Source organism: Roseateles sp. L2-2 (assembly GCF_050613215.1).
GTDB classification, from domain to species: domain Bacteria; phylum Pseudomonadota; class Gammaproteobacteria; order Burkholderiales; family Burkholderiaceae_C; genus Roseateles; species Roseateles noduli.
Window position 1 is genome coordinate 763,019 of the sequence record NZ_CP192509.1, and the last position, 16,857, is coordinate 779,875.

The following is a 16,857-nucleotide window of genomic DNA, read 5'->3' on the forward strand; positions in this document are numbered from 1 at the left end:
GCCCATGGCGGAAGGACTCTCGGCGCTGGTGCGCCACCCGGAATTCAAGCGCGGTTCCAAGGAAATGCTCGGCATCACGCTGGGCATCTCGGCCTGGGGGCTGGTGACCGGCGTGGCCATGGTCAAGAGCGGACTGGGCGTGGGCCTGTCGCTGCTGATGAGCCTGGCGGTCTTCGCCGGCAGCTCGCAGCTGGCCGCGCTGCCGCTGCTGGCCAGCGGCGCGCCGCTGTGGGTGCTGTGGGCCACGGCCTTCTGCGTCAACTTGCGCTTCGTCATCTTCAGCGCCCAGTGGCGCCTGTACTTCGAGCCGCTGCCGCGCGCGCAGCGGCTGGTCATCGGCTACTTCGCGGCCGACCTCAACTACGTCGCCTTCCTCAAGCGCTTCCCGGACCTGAAGCCGGACCCGGCCAATCAGCTCCCGTACTTCTGGGGCGGCGTGGCGACCAACTGGTTCGCCTGGCAGGTTCCGGCCATCGCCGGGATCCTGCTCGCCGACCGCATCCCGACGAACTGGGGCCTGGGCTTCGCCGGCGTGCTGGCGCTGCTGGGGCTGAGCTACTCGCTGCTCAAGGACCGCAACACCTGGATCTCCGGCGTGGTCGCGGGCTGCGCGGCGGTGGCGGCGTACGCGCTCCCGCTGCGGCTCAACATCCTCGTGGCCATCGCCGCGGCGGTGGCGGTCGGGCTGCTGATGGAGAAGTGGCTGCCGCCGGCGAGCCCGTCCAGCCCCTCCGGCGCTTCCGGCGCTTCCGGCGCTTCCGGCTCGTCGGGCTCCTCCAACGGGAGGTCCGCATGAGCGTGTGGGAGGCGGTGCTGGGCATCCTCGGCATGGCGGTGATCACGATGGTCACGCGCAGTTTCTTCATGATCCCGGACCGCGAGATCCCGCTGCCCCAGTGGGTCCGCGACGGGCTGCGCTACGCGCCGCTGGCGGCGCTCGCCGCGGTGATCGTGCCGGAGATCGTCATGACGCAGGGCGAGCTGATCCACACCTGGAAGGATGCGCGGCTCTACGCGGCGGCCGTGGGCACGGCCTACTTCTTCTGGAAGCGCGGCATCCTCGGGACCATCGTCAGCGGCACCGCGGTGATGCTCGCCTTGAGGATAGGCCTGGGCTGGTGAGCGCACGCGTGGAGCCGGCGGTCGCCGGTTTCAGCGGCGTTCCGTAACCCGCCCGGACGCGGGCCGTCGTCACGCGGCTGTTAAGCTGCGGCCCGATTTGCCGGGCTTCGCGCGCTGCGTCTCTGCCGCGCGCGGTGGCCCCGGCGCACCGCTTTCCAACTACTCGAAGCTCATCCCATGAACGTCTTGCGTTTCGCCGATCTGATCGCCGCCGGCAAGGTGGCCGACCAGCGCGTCTTCATCCGCGCCGACCTGAACGTGCCGCTCAACGACGCCGGCCAGATCACCGAGGACACCCGCGTCCGCGCGTCGATCCCCGCGATCGAGATGGCGCTGAAGGCCGGTGCCGCCGTGATGGTCACGTCCCATCTGGGCCGCCCGACCGAAGGCGAGTTCAAGCCCGAGGATTCGCTGGCGCCGGTCGCCAAGCGCCTGGGCGAGCTGCTCGGCCGCGACGTGCCGCTGGTCGCGAACTGGGTCGACGGCGTCGACGTCGAGCCGGGTCAGGTCGTGCTGCTCGAGAACTGCCGCGTCAACAAGGGCGAGAAGAAGAACAGCGAGGAACTGTCGAAGAAGATGGCCGCGCTGTGCGACATCTTCGTGCACGACGCCTTCGGCACCGCGCACCGCGCGGAAGCCTCGACCTACGGCATCGCGCAGTTCGCGAAGATCGCCTGCGCCGGCCCGCTGCTCGCCGCCGAGATCGACGCGATCACCAAGGCCCTGGCCAATCCGAAGCGCCCGCTGGTGGCGATCGTGGCGGGCTCCAAGGTCTCGACCAAGTTGACCATCCTGAAGTCGCTGTCCGCCAACGTCGACGGCCTGATCGTCGGCGGCGGCATCGCCAACACCTTCCTGCTGGCGGCCGGCCTGAAGATCGGCAAGTCGCTGGCCGAGCCCGACCTGGTCGGTGAAGCCAAGGCCGTGATCGAGGCCATGAAGGCGCGCGGCGCCGCGGTGCCGATCCCGGTGGACGTGGTGACGGCCAAGACCTTCGCTGCCGATGCGCCGGCCACGGTGAAGGCCGCGACGGACGTGGCCGACGACGACCTGATCCTGGACATCGGCCCGAAGACGGCGGCCCTGCTGGCCGAGCAGCTGAAGGCGGCCGGCACCATCGTGTGGAACGGCCCGGTCGGCGTGTTCGAGTTCGACGCCTTCGCGAACGGCACCGAGACCATCGCGCGCGCCATCGCGGCGTCGGACGCGTTCTCGATCGCCGGCGGCGGCGACACGCTGGCGGCGATCGCCAAGTACGGCATCGAAGACCAGGTGGGCTACATCTCCACCGGCGGCGGCGCCTTCCTCGAAGTGCTGGAAGGCAAGACGCTGCCCGCGTTCGAGATCCTGGCCAAGCGCGCGCAGGGTTGAAGACCCTCGCTACCGCCTCTGCCCTTCTTGCCCCCTCTCCCGCTTGCGGGAGAGGGCAGGGGTGAGGGCCAGCGGCGGTGGCAGTACAGCAGTCGCGCGGCGGCTGGACATCGAGGGCGCCGTCGAGCGCCCTTTTCTTCGACCCGGTCCCACGCAGGACTCGGGCGCAGAGGGAGGAAGATCATGAGCGACATCGACATCGACGGCGCGGCGCCCGCGGCGCACGGCACGGAGACGGGCATCGCGCCCGTCTGGCTGGCGCTGGCCGCGCTGGCGGCGTCGTTTTTCCATCAGCTGATGCTGCTGATGCCGGCGGCGCTGGTGACGCTGGCGCCGGCCGCGGTGTTCGACAACTGGCTCTTCTGGGGCGCGGGCGTCCTGGGCTTCGTGCTGATGGCCTGGCTGGCGCAGCCGAGCCGGCACGGATCGACGCAACACCTGAGCCGCGAGCAGGCGCCGCGGCTCTACGCTCGCGTCGACGAGATGACCGATGCCATCGGGGCTCCGCGCCTTCATGCGATCGCGATCGACAACAGCATCAACGCCGGGGCGCTCGAAGAAAATCGCGGCGTCTCGCTGCGGCCGACCCGGCGGGTGCTGATCCTCGGCCTGCCGCTGCTGCGATTGCTGGACACCGCCGCGGCGGAGGCCGTGATTGCACATGAGCTGGGGCACTTCTCGCGCCGGCATGGGCGGCTCGGGCATTGGCTCTATCGCACGCGGGCGGCGTGGACCGCCTGGGCCGCGAGCGTTCGCGAGGATGAGGACGACAGCAGTCCCTGGGATCGCGCCGGTGCGAACTTCGCGGAGCTCTTCCTCCCGTGGTTCAGTCGCGCTTCAGAGGCGCATTCGCGACGCTGCGAATTCGAGGCCGATGCGCTGGCGGCGCAGTGGGCGTCGCCGGAGGCGTTGGCGCGTGCGCTGCTGTTGATCGAGATCGCCGTCATGCGCCAGGGCGATGCGTCCACGACGCTGGACCTGGATGCACTGCGCGCCAGCGCCGAGCCGCCCGCGCAATGGACCGACGAGCCGGTCCAGGAACTGATCGCGCGCCCGCCGACGCCGGAGGAAATCGCCGAAGCGCTGCGCCATCGTCAGCCGCAGGGCAGTCATCCGCCGCACCGCCAGCGGATGGAGGCGCTCGGCGTGGCCGGTGAGTCGCTCAATCTGCGGCCACCCGCCTGGGAAGAGAGTGCCGCCGCCCAATGGATGGGCGGCGTGTGGCCGGAACTCTGTCAGGCTCAAGGGCCGTGGGCAGGCGCCGCCGAGCGCCTGAGCTGGGCGATGGCGCATGCGGCGTTGGTCGGGCTCGATGCGGACAGCCAGCCCGTGCTATCGGAATTGCCGGAGTTGCCGGAGTCGTCGGACGAAGCCGCTTGGCGTCGTCTCCATCGCCGGCAAGCCCAGGCCCAGGCGGCGATCGAGCACGGACGGGTTCAGCCTTGCGATCTCGCGCCATCGCAGATCGAGGCGCTACGCCGGGCCGTGTCGGTCAACTCGACCATCGTGCAGGCTTGGCTTTTCGACGTGCCGGTCGAGCCGTCGACTGTGGCCGTCGTGCTGCGCATCGATCCGGAGCGGATGATCGCGATGAAGCTCAGCCTGGAGCAGGTTGCGACGACCTTGGCGTTGACGATGAGACTCGTGCTTCCAGCGGGACGCGACTGGATGCCGCGCTTCAGCTATATGACCGAGGGACTTCCACCTGAACTGCAGGCGCGCGTCGATGCGACGCCTCGACTGAAGGGCTGAATGGCGTACTGCCTCGGCCGCTGGCCCTCACCCCCGCCCTCTCCCGCAAGCGGGAGAGGGAGTGAGAATGCACCGAGTTGACCGGACGGCTCCAGATTCTCCGAACCGCTTCGGATTGACCGGAGGGATTCAGATCCCCAGGTAGGCCGGCAGTTTCCCGTCCGCCGGCTTCACCGCCGCGAAGCGGGCGGCCAGCTTGGACTGCAGCGCGACGGGCAGCGGCGCGAAGCCGGTGCCGCGCGTCAGGTCGTCGCCGTGCATGAAGCACCAGTACAGGAAGCTCATCACCGGCGCCGCGCCGACGCCGGTCGCGGGCGTCGCGTCGATCAGGATGAAGCTGGTCATCGTGATGGGCCAGCTCTCCGCGCCGTCGCGGTCCATCAGCGACGCCAGGTCGTCGCCCTTGCGCGAGAGGTCGCTGTTGGCGATCGCGGACTTGAAGCCCGCCTCGCCCGCAGCCACCCACTGGCCCGCCGCATTGCGCAGGCGCACGCCGTTGAGCTTGTCGCGCTGCACGCGGTCGTAGCTCACGTACGCGATCGTGCCCGGCGCCGCCTTCAGCGCCTTGGCCATGCCGTCGTTGCCTTCAGCCGCCTCGACTTCTCCGGGCCACTTCGGCTGGGCGTTCGCGCCCACGTCTTTCGCGAAGGCCGGCGACACCGCGCTCAGGTATTTCGTGTAGCCCTCGGTCGTGCCGGACTTGTCCGCCCGCACGATGCGCTTGACCGGCAGCGCGGGCAGCGCGACGCCGGGATTGAGCGCGGCGATGCGGCCGTCGTTCCACTTCGCGACGCGACCCATCATCAGCTCGGCCAGCAGGTCGCCGGTCAGCTGCAGATGGCCTTCCGGCACGCCTGGCAGGTTGACCACCGGCACGATGCCGCCGACCAGCATCGGGATCTGGACGAGCTTGCGCTTGGTCAGCTCGTCGGAAGCCAGCGGCGAGTCGCTGCCGCCGAACGCGACGCCGCGCGCAGTGATCTGCTTGACGCCGTCGCCCGAGCCGGTCGGCTTGTAGCTCACGGCCTGACCCTTGGCCTTCTCGTAGGCCGCGGCCCACCGGCCGTACACCAGCGAGGGGAACGACGCGCCGGCTCCGGCCAGCGCGGCGGTCTGCGCGAACAGGGCGCGCGGCGCGCCGAAGGCAAGGGTGATGGGGAGGGTGGCGGTCAGGCGAAGCAGCGCACGGCGCTGCGAAGCGGACAGGGAAGCAGCAAGGGAAGCAGGCACGGCGGAGGCTCGAAAGAGGTAGTCGACAGCGGGGCGCATTCTAAGGAGCACGGTCTTCGCACGTCGTGATCGACGACCGGGTGCCGGCACTTGCGCTCGGATATAGGGAGCTTGCTCCAACTTGCGGGCAAATCCCGATGCGGATTCCATCGCGGGCATCGGCGATTGCCATCTTTGCATGGGAGTTAAAGCTGAATTCATCGCACCGCCGGAGCCGGAGGATTAAGCTTTGCGCCCCCCAGGCCCCATTACCGCGCGGTTACGGAGGCGCGTTGTTGCGCCGCGCAGACCGCCCCGCAGGGCGCCGGGCCCCCTTCATCGCGACGGAGATTTGCATGACCGACAAGAACGACGACCTCGACCTGAGCCCGGCCGAGGCCGCACTGCGCGAGGCGGCGCGGGACTACCACCGCTTCCCGACGCGCGGCAAGATCGCCGTCACGCCGACCAAGCCGCTCGCCAACCAGCGCGACCTGTCGCTGGCCTACTCGCCGGGCGTCGCCTATCCCTGCCTGGACATCGAGCGCGACCCGTCGCTGGCCGCCGACTTCACCTCGCGCGGCAACCTGGTCGGCGTCATCACCAACGGCACCGCCGTGCTGGGCCTGGGCGACATCGGTCCGCTGGCCGCCAAGCCGGTCATGGAAGGCAAGGGCTGCCTGTTCAAGAAATTCGCCGGCATCGACGTCTTCGACATCGAGCTGGCCGAGCGCGATCCCGACAAGCTCGTCGAGATCATCGCGGCGATGGAGCCCACACTGGGCGGCGTCAACCTCGAGGACATCAAGGCGCCCGAGTGCTTCTACATCGAGAAGCAGCTCAGCGCCCGCATGAACATTCCCGTCTTCCACGACGACCAGCACGGCACCGCCATCATCTCCAGCGCCGCGCTGCTGAACGGCCTGGAACTCGTGGGCAAGGACATCGGCACGGTGAAGGTCGCGGTGTCGGGCGCCGGCGCCGCCGCCATCGCCTGCCTGGACGTGATGGTCGGCCTGGGCGTGAAGCGCGAGAACGTCTTTGCCGTCGACTCCAAGGGCGTGATCCAGAGCGAGCGCGCCGACGCCGGCAAGCTCGACGAGTCCAAGCGCCGCTACTGCCAGATCACCTCGGCGCGCACGCTGGCCGACGTCGTCAAGGACGCGGACGTCTTCCTGGGCTGCTCGGCCGCCGGCGTGCTGACCGCCGAGATGGTCAAGACGATGGCGCGCCAGCCCATCATCCTGGCGCTGGCCAATCCGGAGCCGGAGATCCGTCCCGAGCTCGCGAAGGAAGCGCGCCCCGACTGCATCGTGGCGACGGGGCGTTCGGACTATCCGAACCAGGTCAACAACGTCCTGTGCTTCCCCTACATCTTCCGCGGCGCGCTGGACTGCGGCGCGACCAAGATCACCGAGGCGATGAAGCTGGCCTGCGTGCGCGAGATCGCCGAACTGGCCAAGGCCGAGACGCCGCCGGAAGTCGCCGCCGCCTACGCGGGGCAAGACCTGGCCTTCGGTCCCGACTACATCATTCCCAAGCCCTTCGACAGCCGCCTGATCCTGCGCATCGCGCCGGCCGTGGCCAAGGCCGCCGAGGAGTCCGGCGTCGCCACGCGTCCGATCCAGGACATGGCCGCCTACCGCGAGCAGCTGTCGCGCTTCGTCTACCAGACCGGCATGTTCATGCGCCCGGTCTTCGCCGAGGCGAAGGCCCACCCCGCCCGCGTCATCTACGCCGAGGGCGAGGATGAGCGCGTGCTGCGCGCCGTGCAGGTCGCGCTGGACGAAGGCCTGGCCAAGCCGACGCTGATCGGCCGCCCGGAAGTCATCGCCATGCGCCTGAAGCGCGCCGGCCTGCGCATCAAACTGGGCGAGGACGCCGAAGTCATCGATCCCGAGAACGACCACCGCTTCCGCCAGTACTGGGAGGCGTATCACCAGGTCATGGGCCGCAACGGCTTCACGCCGGAGATGTCCAAGTCCGCGGTGCGCCGCTCCAACACGACGATCGGCGCGCTCGCAATCCAGCTCGGCGACGCCGACGCGATGATCTGCGGCACGGTCGGCCGTTTCGACTCGCACCTGGAGCACATCCAGAACCTGATCGGCCTGAAGCCGGAGGTCTCCAACTTCGCGACGATGAACGCGCTGATGCTGGAGCAGCGCACGCTCTTCATCGCCGACACCTTCGTCAACGAGGATCCGACGGCCGAGCAGCTCGCCGACATCGCCTGGCAGGCGGCCGAAGAGCTGCAGCGCTTCGGCCTGCCGCCCAAGGTGGCCTTCCTGTCGCACTCGATGTTCGGCAGCAGCAAGCGCGCGTCGGCGGTCAAGATGCGCCGTGCCCGCGACCTGTTCGCCGCGGCTTACCCGACCATCGAATGCGACGGTGAAATGCATGGCGATGCGGCGTTGTCGGAAGACGTCCGCAACAACTTCCTGCCGGAGTCGACCTTGTCCGGTTCGGCCAACCTGCTGGTGCTGCCGACGCTGGACGCTGCGAACATCCTGTTCAACGTGCTGAAGGTCGTGGGCGGTCAGGGCGTGACGGTGGGTCCGATCCTGCTGGGCGCCAAGCGCCCGGTGCACATCCTGACGCCGTCGGCGACGGTGCGCCGCATCGTCAACATGACGGCGCTCGCCGTCGCGGATGTGAAGGCCGCGGCAGCCGGGAAGTCCTGAGCTTCCTTTCGTTGGAAACTCAGCCGTAACTTGTCGAAACCGACCGGAGCGGTGCCGACCGCTCCATAATCGGTCGCTGTAACTAAATTTCAGACAGAGACAAGACATGTCCCGTGCCACCAAGATCGTCGCCACCCTCGGTCCTGCGTCGTCGTCCCCCGAGGTCCTGGAGAAAATGATCCAGGCCGGCGTCGACGTGGTGCGGCTGAATTTCTCGCACGGCAAGGCGCAGGATCACATCGACCGGGCCCGCATGGTCCGTGAGGTCGCTGCCCGTGCCGGCCGGCAGGTGGCGATCATGGCCGACCTGCAGGGGCCGAAGATCCGCGTCGGCAAGTTCGAGAACGGCAAGATCGAGCTGATCAACGGCACGCCGTTCGTGCTGGATGCCGACCGCACCGAGCCGGGCAACGAGATGGTCGTGGGCCTGGACTACAAGGAACTGCCCCGCGACGTGAAGCCGGGCGACACGCTGCTGCTGAACGACGGTCTGCTGGTGCTGACGGTCGAGGCGGTGCGTGGCTCGCAGGTGCACACCCTCGTGAAGCAGGGCGGCGAGCTCTCCAACAACAAGGGCATCAACAAGCAGGGCGGCGGTCTGACCGCGCCCGCGCTGACCGGCAAGGACATGGAGGACATCAAGACCGCGATGTCCTTCCAGTGCGAGTACCTGGCGGTGAGCTTCCCCAAGAACGCCACCGACATGGAGATGGCGCGCCAGCTGGCCAACGTCGCCGGCGAGCCGTACCGCCACAAGCCGGGGATGATCGCCAAGATCGAGCGCTATGAGGCGATCCCGCACCTGGAGGCGATCCTGAAGGCCTCCGACGGCATCATGGTCGCCCGCGGCGACCTGGCCGTGGAAGTCGGCAACGCCGCCGTGCCCGCGCTGCAGAAGCGCATGATCAAGATGGCGCTGGAGCTCGACAAGGTCTGCATCACCGCCACGCAGATGATGGAGTCGATGATCGTGAACCCGGTGCCGACGCGCGCCGAAGTGTCCGACGTCGCCAACGCCGTGCTCGACGGCACCGACGCCGTCATGCTGAGCGCCGAGACCGCCGCCGGCCGCTTCCCGATCGAGACCATCCAGCAGATGGCCGCGATCGCGCTCGAAGCCGAGAACGCCGAGTTCGTGACCCTGGACACCGACTTCGCCAACCGCCAGTTCGGCCGCATCGACCAGTCGATCGCGATGGGCGCGCTGTTCACCGCGCACCACCTGGGCTGCAAGGCGATCGTCGCGCTGACGGAGTCCGGCTCCACCGCGCTGTGGATGAGCCGCCACCGCATCCACGTGCCGATCTTCGCGCTGACCTCGCAGGTGCTGACGCAGCGCAAGCTGGCGCTGTACCGCAACGTCACGCCGCTGCTGATGCCCAACTTCAACGACCGCGATGAGGCGCTGAAGGCCGCCGAGGACCTGCTCATCGAGCGCGGCGTGCTGATGCCGGGCGACACCTACGCGATCACCTGCGGCGAGCCGATGGGCTACCCGGGCGGCACCAACATGCTGAAGGTCTGCCGCGTCGGTTGACGCCACGGCTGACGGATCGGCAGACCCTCGGAGCGTTCCCGTGACCCCGCTGCGCCGCCGCGATCTGCTGGTCGGCGGCGCGGGCGCGGCGATGCTCGGGACCCTGCGCGCGCAGGGCGGGACCGGAGGCGTCGGAGGGACAGGCGGCGCGGGCACCGCTGGGGCCGCTGGGGCCGATTCGGCGCCCTGGTCCATCGTCGACGACAAGACGCCGGTCCGGCTCGCGATCAGCGAGCAGACCCACAAACCCTTCGTCCTGCCGCTGCTCAAGCAGATCGGCGAGGCCGCCGGCCTGCAGTGGGAACTGCTGTTCCTGCCCTGGCCGCGCGCGCTGCTGGGCGCGCAGCTGGGCGAGCATCTGGTCTTCGGGCTGTCGCGCAGCCCGTCTCGGGACAAGCTCTTCGCCTACAGCCAGCCCGCGTTCACGAGCCGCGGCTGGCTGGTCGTGCCCAAGGCGAAACCGATCCGGTTCGATCGATTGGAAGACCTGCGCGGACGATCGCTGTGCGTGGCGCGCGGGTCGACCTACGGCCCTGCGTTCGAGGAGGCGCGGCATCAGCAGCTGTTCCGCGTGGAGAGCGGCGGCACCGATCTCGCGGGCCGGGCGCGCATGCTGGCGGCGGGGCGTTGTGACGTGCTGGTCGCCACCCACAGGGGCAGCGCCGCCGCGTTGGAGCGGCGTCTGCGCGGGCTGCGCAACGGGTCGCAGCTGCAGGTGCTGCCCAAACCGGTGGTGGAGGAGGGCATCCTCTTCGCCGCCGCCAAGGGCAGTGATCCGGCAACGCTGCTGCCTCGGCTGGACGAGGCGATCGCCCGCAGCCGCGCCGCGATCCAGACACTGGTCGACAGCAACCTCTGAGTGTCCGAGCGCCGTGCGGTGGCGGCTCGCCGCGAGGTCTCCGACCTCAGCCGTTGCGCGCGGCCTGCACCAACGCGGCGATGCGCGGCGTCATGTTCAGGGGCACGAGTTCCACTTCCTGGTGCGCCCGCGCGAAGACGCGGAACAGCTCATCCGCGAAGGCGTGGCCGACATCGGTGACGCCGTCGAAGTCCACCTCCGCCCGCTTGAACTGCGGCAGCCGCGCCGCGACGCGACGGGCCTGCGCGCGCGAGTCCAGCATCTGCCCCGCCACGACCACCAGGTTGAGCATCACCCGCGTCTGGTCGAAGGCGATGCCGGTGCCGTCGACGCTCCACTGCTCCAGCACCTGCTCCAGCGTGCGCTTGCTCTCCAGCGACATCGCCATGTAGATCGAGCTGCCCTGGCGCGGCAGTCCCTTGCCGTCCTTCCACGCGTTGCCTTCCCAGGCGCGGCGCTGGAACGCCTTGCCGTTGGCATGGATGTCGAAGACGTCCGCCAGCTGCGAGCTGAAGAACAGCCCGCGGCCGGTGTGCGCCTGCGGCTGCGTCGTCAGCCGGCCCTTGCTGAGCTCCAGCATCGCGTGGCGCGCGTCGGTCAGCTCGTAGGTGTCGCGGATCTTGTCGAAGACGCCGCAGCCGTCGTCCGACACCAGCAGCTGCGCGTGCGTCGTCGTCTGCCGCAGCGACACGGTGACGCTGGTGCCGCCGCTGTGGTCGATGGCGTTGTTCACCAGCTCGGTGAAGCCGTGCTGGATCATGCGCGCGACGTGGCGCGGCAGCGAGAAATGGGGCGCGTAGTCGCGCTGCCAGACCACGTCCTCCATCAGCCCGTGCAGCGTGTAGCTGCGCGCCACCTGGCGCAGCGCGCCCGGTCCGAAGACCGGCCGCCGCGCGGTGCCGGAGCGCGTCAGCCACTGCGCGTCGACCAGCCGGCGCAGGGCGTTCAGCGTGGCGCGGTGGCTGGCGCCGGTGCGTTCCTCGACGAAGGCGGGCAGGTCCAGCGAATGCTCGTTGGCGGCGGCGGTGATCCAGAGCGAGAGCTGATCGATCGCGAGACGGGTCATGAAATTCCTGGAAGCGGCGGTCGCGCGGGCGATCCTCGCCGTCGGTCGCGGGGCAAGGCACGGCGCTTGCTCCGACGGGCCGGGACGCCCGGGCGACAGCCTACCGGCCGCTTCCGCCGCCGCGCAAGCGCACAGACCCCTGTCCGGGGGGAGCGCCCTGGCGCGGATGCGGTGTGCGCCCGCCGCGGTCGCCCGGACATCCCCGGAACAACCTGCTGAAGGGCTCGGAAAGACGAGTTGGTATGGCACCAGTTCGGGGGGAGCCCGCTGTTCGTTACAGAGGCCGTCATGGCGGCTGGCTAGAATCCCGATCAGTTACGGCGCGGTTACGGCGAGGTCGACGGCGAAGTCCGGCGCCCGCCCGCGGCCACAGGATTTTTCACTATCTCGGAGAACTCTCATGGCACTCGTCTCGATGCGCCAGCTGCTGGACCATGCGGCCGAACAGGGCTACGGCATCCCAGCGTTCAACGTCAACAACCTGGAGCAGGTGCAGGCCGTCATGGCCGCGGCCGACGAGGTCGGCGCCCCGGTGATCCTGCAGGCCAGCGCCGGCGCCCGCAAGTACGCCGGCGAAGCCTTCATCAAGCACCTGATCCAGGCAGCCGTCGAAGCCTACCCGCACATCCCGCTGGTGATGCACCAGGACCACGGCACCAGCCCCAAGGTCTGCGAAGGCGCGATCAACCTGGGCTTCGGCTCGGTGATGATGGACGGCTCGCTGATGGACGACGGCAAGACCCCGTCCAGCTTCGACTACAACGTGGACGTGACCCGCCGCGTCGTGCAGATGGCGCACAAGGTCGGCGTCACCGTCGAGGGCGAACTGGGCTGCCTGGGCAACCTGGAAACCGGCGACGCGGGCGAGGAAGACGGCATCGGCGCGGACGTCAAGCTGGACCACAGCCAGATGCTGACCGATCCGGAAGAGGCCGCGACCTTCGTGAAGGCCACGCAGCTGGACGCGCTGGCCATCGCCATCGGCACCAGCCATGGCGCCTACAAGTTCTCGCGCAAGCCCACGGGCGACATCCTGGCGATCTCGCGGGTCAAGGAGATCCACAAGCGCATCCCCAACACCCACCTGGTGATGCACGGCTCGTCGAGCGTGCCGCAGGAACTGCTGGCGATCATCAACCAGTACGGCGGCAAGATGAAGGAGACCTTCGGCGTGCCCGTCGAGGAGATCCAGGAAGCCATCAAGCACGGCGTGCGCAAGATCAACATCGACACCGACATCCGCCTGGCGATGACCGGCGCGGTGCGCAAGTTCCTGTTCGAGAACCCGGACAAGTTCGACGCCCGCGAATGGCTGAAGCCGGCCCGCGAAGCCGCCAAGCTGGTCTGCAAGGCGCGCTACCTGGAATTCGGCTGCGAAGGCCAGGCCCCGAAGATCAAGCCGCGCAGCCTGGTCGACGTGGCCGCCGCCTATGAGCGCGGCGAACTGGCGCAAGTCGTCCAGTAAGCTCCGGACGCGTCAGAACGTCCCCGAACGGACCGGCCTCGCGCCGGTCTTTTCATTTCGGCACGCTCACCTCCGACCTCGTCTTCTGGAATTCGCTCATGGCACATGCGTTCACCTACGGCACGCTGATGTGGCCGGACATCATGGCCCGCGTCTGCGGCGGCGACGCCGAGCCGTCCGCGCCGCCGGTCGCGGCGACCCTGGCCGACCACGCGCGCCATCCGGTGTGCGGTCACGACTATCCCGGGATGATCCCGGCGACCGGCCATCAGGTCGTCGGCAGGCTCTACCTCGACGTGCCCGAGTCCGCGTGGGAACGCCTGGATCGCTTCGAGGGCGACGATTACGAGCGTCACGAGGTGCTGGTGACCCTGGCCGACGGCAGCTGGCAGCGGGCCTGGACCTATCTCTTCAAGCCGCAGGCCGCGGCACGGCTCGACGACGGGGATTGGGACGAGACGCGCTTCGAGCGCGAGGGCAAGGCGCGCTTCCTGTCGCGCTACGTCGGCTTCACGTCGCTCTAACTCGTTCGGGCGCATTCCGGAGCGTCCTGGAGCGTCCTGAAGCGGATGGACGGGTCGCCGGGGGCGGCGGGGTTTCCTGTGCCGCCTCTAGAATCCCGGCTTTGCCGTTCCGTCCGACCGCACACCCATGACCGCCGCCCTGCACACCTCGTCGATCACCTCCCTTCCCCTCATCGCACGCGGCAAGGTGCGCGAGAACTATGCGGTCGGCGACGACCGCATCCTGATGATCGCGTCGGACCGCATTTCGGCCTTCGACGTCATCATGAGCGAGCCCATCCCGGGCAAGGGCGCGCTGCTGACGAAGATGGCGCTGTTCTGGTTCGACAAGCTGGACGGCATCGTCCCCAACCACCTGACCGGCGACGATCCGCTGTCGGTGGTGACGGAGGCGGAAAAGGCCCAGGTCCGCGACCGCGCGATGCTGGTCAAGCGCCTGAAGCCGCTGCCGATCGAGGCGGTGGTGCGCGGTTACCTGGCCGGCAGCGGCTGGTCCGAATACAAGGCCAGCGGCAAGGTCTGCGGCGTCGAGCTGCCCGCCGGCCTGCAGAACGCCAGCAAGCTGCCGCAGCCGATCTTCACGCCCGCGACCAAGGCGGAGATGGGCGACCACGACGAGAACATCGATTTCGAGCGCTGCGCCGAGATCATCGGCCGCGAGCTGGCCGAGCGCGTGCGCGACATCGCGATCCAGCTCTACCAGCGCGCCGCGGACATCGCGCTGACCAAGGGCATCATCATCGCGGACACCAAGTTCGAGTTCGGCCTGGACGCCGATGGCACGCTGACGCTGATGGACGAGGTGCTCACGCCCGATTCCTCGCGCTACTGGCCGGCGGAGAGCTACGCGGTCGGCAGCAACCCGCCGAGCTACGACAAGCAGTTCCTGCGCGACTGGCTGGAGCAGGCGACGGTGGACGGCCAGCCCTGGGGCAAGGTCGCGCCGCCGCCGGCGCTGCCCGAGGACGTGATCGTCAACACGTCCGCGAAGTACCAGGAAGCGCTGGACCGGCTGACCCGCTGAGGCCCGGCATGCAAGACGCCTCAGCCCCGCCTTCCTCCGCTGCTGCCGGCCCGGCCGCTTCAGCCGGATCAGCCGGATCAGCCGCCGCGGGGCCCGTGGTCATCAAGTCCCGGCTGCTGAAGCAGCTGGACAAGGACATCGCCGCCGCGACCTCGCCGACCGCCTCGGCCGCGGCGCGGGCCAAGCGGGCGATGCTGCTGGCGCGCCACGGCGCGGTGGGCGAGGCGCGCGAGGCGCTGACGGCGCTGCATCAGCTGTCGTTCCAGCATCCGCATCCGGAGATCGGGGCCTGGCTGCACATGGCCGAAGGCCTGATGAGCTACTACAACGGCTTCGTCGCGCAGCAGGCCTGGGACCGCATCCAGCGCGCGCATGCGATCGCGGGTACCTCGCCCGCGTTGATCGAGGTGAGGGTGCTGGCGTCGGCCTGGCTGTCGCAACTGGCCTTCATCCGCCACGACCCGGTGGCGCTGGTGGACTACGCCAAGCGCTGCCTCGACGAGGCGCTGCCTGAACACAACGTGGCGCAGGCCCGGCTGGCCATCACGATGGGTCTGGCCTGGCACTACGCCGGCGACCTGACGACGGCGCAGCGCTGGTACATCCGCGCGCGCCGCCATGCGTCGGTGGAGGGCGACGACGCGTCGCTGTCGGCGCTGATGTTCAACATGGCCGGCATGCGCGCCTCGCAGCTGCGGCGCGAGAGCCTGTCGAGCCAGTCGTGGCGCGGGACCGAGCTGATGCTCTCGGTGGACTCGGTGCACCACTTCGACGAGGCCGTCGGCGCGCAGATGATGACCGAGCTGACGCCGGTGCTGCGCGCGCAGGTGCTGACGATGCAGGGCGGCTTCGACGAGGCCAGACGACTCTACGAGGAACATCTGCCGCAGGCGATGTCGCTGGGACTGGAGCGCCTGGGCAGCAGCCTGCTGTCGGACCTGGCCTGGTGCCGGGCCAACCTCGGGCAGCACGAGCACGCGCTGCATCAGGCGCGCGAGGCGGAGATCGAACTTGATCCCGAGTGCGAGCTCGACGACCGCGCCATCACGCACAGCCGGCTCGCGCAGACCTTCCGGATGCTCGGCGAAACGGCCGACGCGGATCGCCACCAGGCGCTGGCCGACGAGGCCTGGCGGCAGTTCGCCGAACAGCAGCAGCAATGGCGCGACCTGCTCGCAGGCAGCGCGCTCGAAGCCTGAGCGCTCATTCCCGCGTCGCGAAGCGCTTCGCGACGAAGCGCCAGATCATCGCCGTCGCATCCGGCCCGGCCGGATCGCTGAACGGCTCCTTCGCGGTCCCGCCGCTCCACGCATGCCCGAGGCCGTCGATCTCGACGAGCGTCGCGGCGACGGACCTCCCGCGCTTGAACTCCACGACCGTCATGGGCAGCCGTTTCCCGCGTTGCAGCCGGCGGTCGTGCACCGTGGCAGCGCCCGCGGCAAGCGCCCACTGGCGGACCGCCTCGAAGGCATTGGACGCGGCGACGACGCGATCCTTGTTGCCCTGGATCACGAGCAGCGGCGGCCATGCCGTGCCGCCATCGACAACGGCGGCGCCGGCGTTGCCGCGCATGGCACGCAGCGCCGTCGTCGCGGAACTCGCCAGGCCCGGCGGTACCCCCGAATGCATCGCGACGGCCTGGAAGCGTTCCGGATGCAACGTCGCCAGCAGCGCCGCCATGCCCGCACCCGCGGAGAGCCCCACGACGGCCACGCGCTCGCGATCGGCGCCGTGGAGCAGGCAGACCTGGTCGATGGCGGCGAGGATCAGCGCGGCTTCGCCCTGTGCGCGGCCGGACTCGGTCTCGAACCAGTTCCAGCAACGCTGCGGATTGGCGAGCCGGCTCTGCTCGGGATAGAGCACCAGGAAGCGCTCGCGCGCCGCAAGCCGGTTCATCCGCGTGCTGCGCGCGAAGCCGGCCGGATCCTGTCCGCAGCCGTGCAGCATCACGATCAGCGGCGGGCGTTCGCCCGCGCTCAACCCGATAGGCCGGAAGAGCCGGAAACGCCGCATGCCGGCGCGTGCGGTCGCCAAGCCGGACAGCCAGTCGCCGAGACCGGGCGACGGATGCGGTGGCGTCTTCGTCAGGCCGGGCATGGCGTCCTTGGTGGCATCGCGGGCGACCTTCGTCGCCGCGCGCACGACCTGACCCGTGACGGCGCGCAGGCCCTTGTTCCAGGCCTTGCGCAGGGCGGCGGTGGAGGAGCGTTTGGGCATGGGCGATCCATCAAGGGGCTGCGCTAT

At 69.3% G+C, this 16,857-nt stretch carries 14 protein-coding genes; 11 read left to right on the top strand and 3 right to left on the bottom strand.

The features are described from left to right. The first annotated feature begins 4 nt into the window (after nucleotides 1-4). The 4 genes from ACQZ13_RS03555 (at nucleotide 5) to ACQZ13_RS03570 (ending at nucleotide 4,245) form a co-directional block, all read left to right on the top strand. Nucleotides 5-796: an AzlC family ABC transporter permease gene (locus ACQZ13_RS03555; protein ID WP_431049867.1), complete on the top strand. Its 792-nt coding sequence runs from the start codon at nucleotides 5-7 to the stop codon at nucleotides 794-796. After that, nucleotides 793-1,122, top strand: coding sequence for an AzlD domain-containing protein (locus tag ACQZ13_RS03560; RefSeq protein WP_088404647.1), 330 nt, complete (start codon nucleotides 793-795; stop codon nucleotides 1,120-1,122). Before ACQZ13_RS03555 ends, ACQZ13_RS03560 begins: the two co-directional genes overlap by 4 nt. A 177-nt stretch (nucleotides 1,123-1,299) precedes the next feature. Then, entirely contained in the window at nucleotides 1,300-2,493 is a 1,194-nt protein-coding gene (locus tag ACQZ13_RS03565; protein WP_431049868.1) for a phosphoglycerate kinase, read from the top strand. A gap of 183 nt (nucleotides 2,494-2,676) precedes the next feature. Then, the gene (locus tag ACQZ13_RS03570; RefSeq protein ID WP_431049869.1) at nucleotides 2,677-4,245 is read left to right on the top strand and encodes a M48 family metallopeptidase; all 1,569 of its coding nucleotides are present in this window, start codon (nucleotides 2,677-2,679) and stop codon (nucleotides 4,243-4,245) included. A gap of 129 nt (nucleotides 4,246-4,374) precedes the next feature. On the opposite strand, the gene pstS is transcribed toward ACQZ13_RS03570, so the two are convergent. Beyond that, a complete protein-coding gene (gene pstS, locus ACQZ13_RS03575) occupies nucleotides 4,375-5,475 on the bottom strand; it encodes a phosphate ABC transporter substrate-binding protein PstS (protein WP_431049870.1) in 1,101 nt (366 codons plus the stop codon). Nucleotides 5,476-5,810: 335 nt separating this feature from the next. Here pstS and ACQZ13_RS03580 point away from each other — a divergent pair, with 335 nt between their 5' ends. The 3 genes from ACQZ13_RS03580 (at nucleotide 5,811) to ACQZ13_RS03590 (ending at nucleotide 10,534) form a co-directional block, all read left to right on the top strand. Next, nucleotides 5,811-8,138 carry an NADP-dependent malic enzyme gene (locus ACQZ13_RS03580; RefSeq protein WP_431049871.1) on the top strand — a complete coding sequence of 776 codons (2,328 nt, stop codon included), beginning with the start codon at nucleotides 5,811-5,813 and terminating at the stop codon, nucleotides 8,136-8,138. Between the two features lie 106 nt (nucleotides 8,139-8,244). After that, nucleotides 8,245-9,675 (top strand): pyruvate kinase, encoded by a 1,431-nt coding sequence (gene pyk, locus ACQZ13_RS03585; RefSeq protein WP_431049872.1) that lies wholly within the window; start codon nucleotides 8,245-8,247, stop codon nucleotides 9,673-9,675. Between the two features lie 40 nt (nucleotides 9,676-9,715). Further along, a complete protein-coding gene (locus ACQZ13_RS03590) occupies nucleotides 9,716-10,534 on the top strand; it encodes a substrate-binding periplasmic protein (RefSeq protein ID WP_431049873.1) in 819 nt (272 codons plus the stop codon). 46 nt (nucleotides 10,535-10,580) lie between these two features. Here ACQZ13_RS03590 and ACQZ13_RS03595 read toward each other — a convergent pair whose 3' ends face one another. Then, nucleotides 10,581-11,600, bottom strand: coding sequence for an STAS-like domain-containing protein (locus ACQZ13_RS03595; RefSeq protein ID WP_431049874.1), 1,020 nt, complete (start codon nucleotides 11,598-11,600; stop codon nucleotides 10,581-10,583). 400 nt (nucleotides 11,601-12,000) lie between these two features. Here ACQZ13_RS03595 and fba point away from each other — a divergent pair, with 400 nt between their 5' ends. The 4 genes from fba (at nucleotide 12,001) to ACQZ13_RS03615 (ending at nucleotide 15,812) form a co-directional block, all read left to right on the top strand. Next, nucleotides 12,001-13,065 (top strand): class II fructose-bisphosphate aldolase, encoded by a 1,065-nt coding sequence (fba, locus tag ACQZ13_RS03600; protein WP_431049875.1) that lies wholly within the window; start codon nucleotides 12,001-12,003, stop codon nucleotides 13,063-13,065. Between the two features lie 98 nt (nucleotides 13,066-13,163). Then, the gene (locus ACQZ13_RS03605; RefSeq protein WP_431049876.1) at nucleotides 13,164-13,589 is read left to right on the top strand and encodes a gamma-glutamylcyclotransferase family protein; all 426 of its coding nucleotides are present in this window, start codon (nucleotides 13,164-13,166) and stop codon (nucleotides 13,587-13,589) included. A 127-nt stretch (nucleotides 13,590-13,716) separates the two neighbouring features. Further along, nucleotides 13,717-14,613 (top strand): phosphoribosylaminoimidazolesuccinocarboxamide synthase, encoded by an 897-nt coding sequence (locus ACQZ13_RS03610; RefSeq protein WP_431049877.1) that lies wholly within the window; start codon nucleotides 13,717-13,719, stop codon nucleotides 14,611-14,613. A 95-nt stretch (nucleotides 14,614-14,708) separates the two neighbouring features. Beyond that, nucleotides 14,709-15,812 (top strand): hypothetical protein, encoded by a 1,104-nt coding sequence (locus tag ACQZ13_RS03615; protein WP_431049878.1) that lies wholly within the window; start codon nucleotides 14,709-14,711, stop codon nucleotides 15,810-15,812. Nucleotides 15,813-15,816: 4 nt separating this feature from the next. Here the strand turns inward: ACQZ13_RS03615 and ACQZ13_RS03620 are convergent, their stop codons facing one another. Then, entirely contained in the window at nucleotides 15,817-16,830 is a 1,014-nt protein-coding gene (locus tag ACQZ13_RS03620) for an extracellular catalytic domain type 1 short-chain-length polyhydroxyalkanoate depolymerase (protein WP_431049879.1), read from the bottom strand. Nucleotides 16,831-16,857 lie beyond the last annotated feature (27 nt).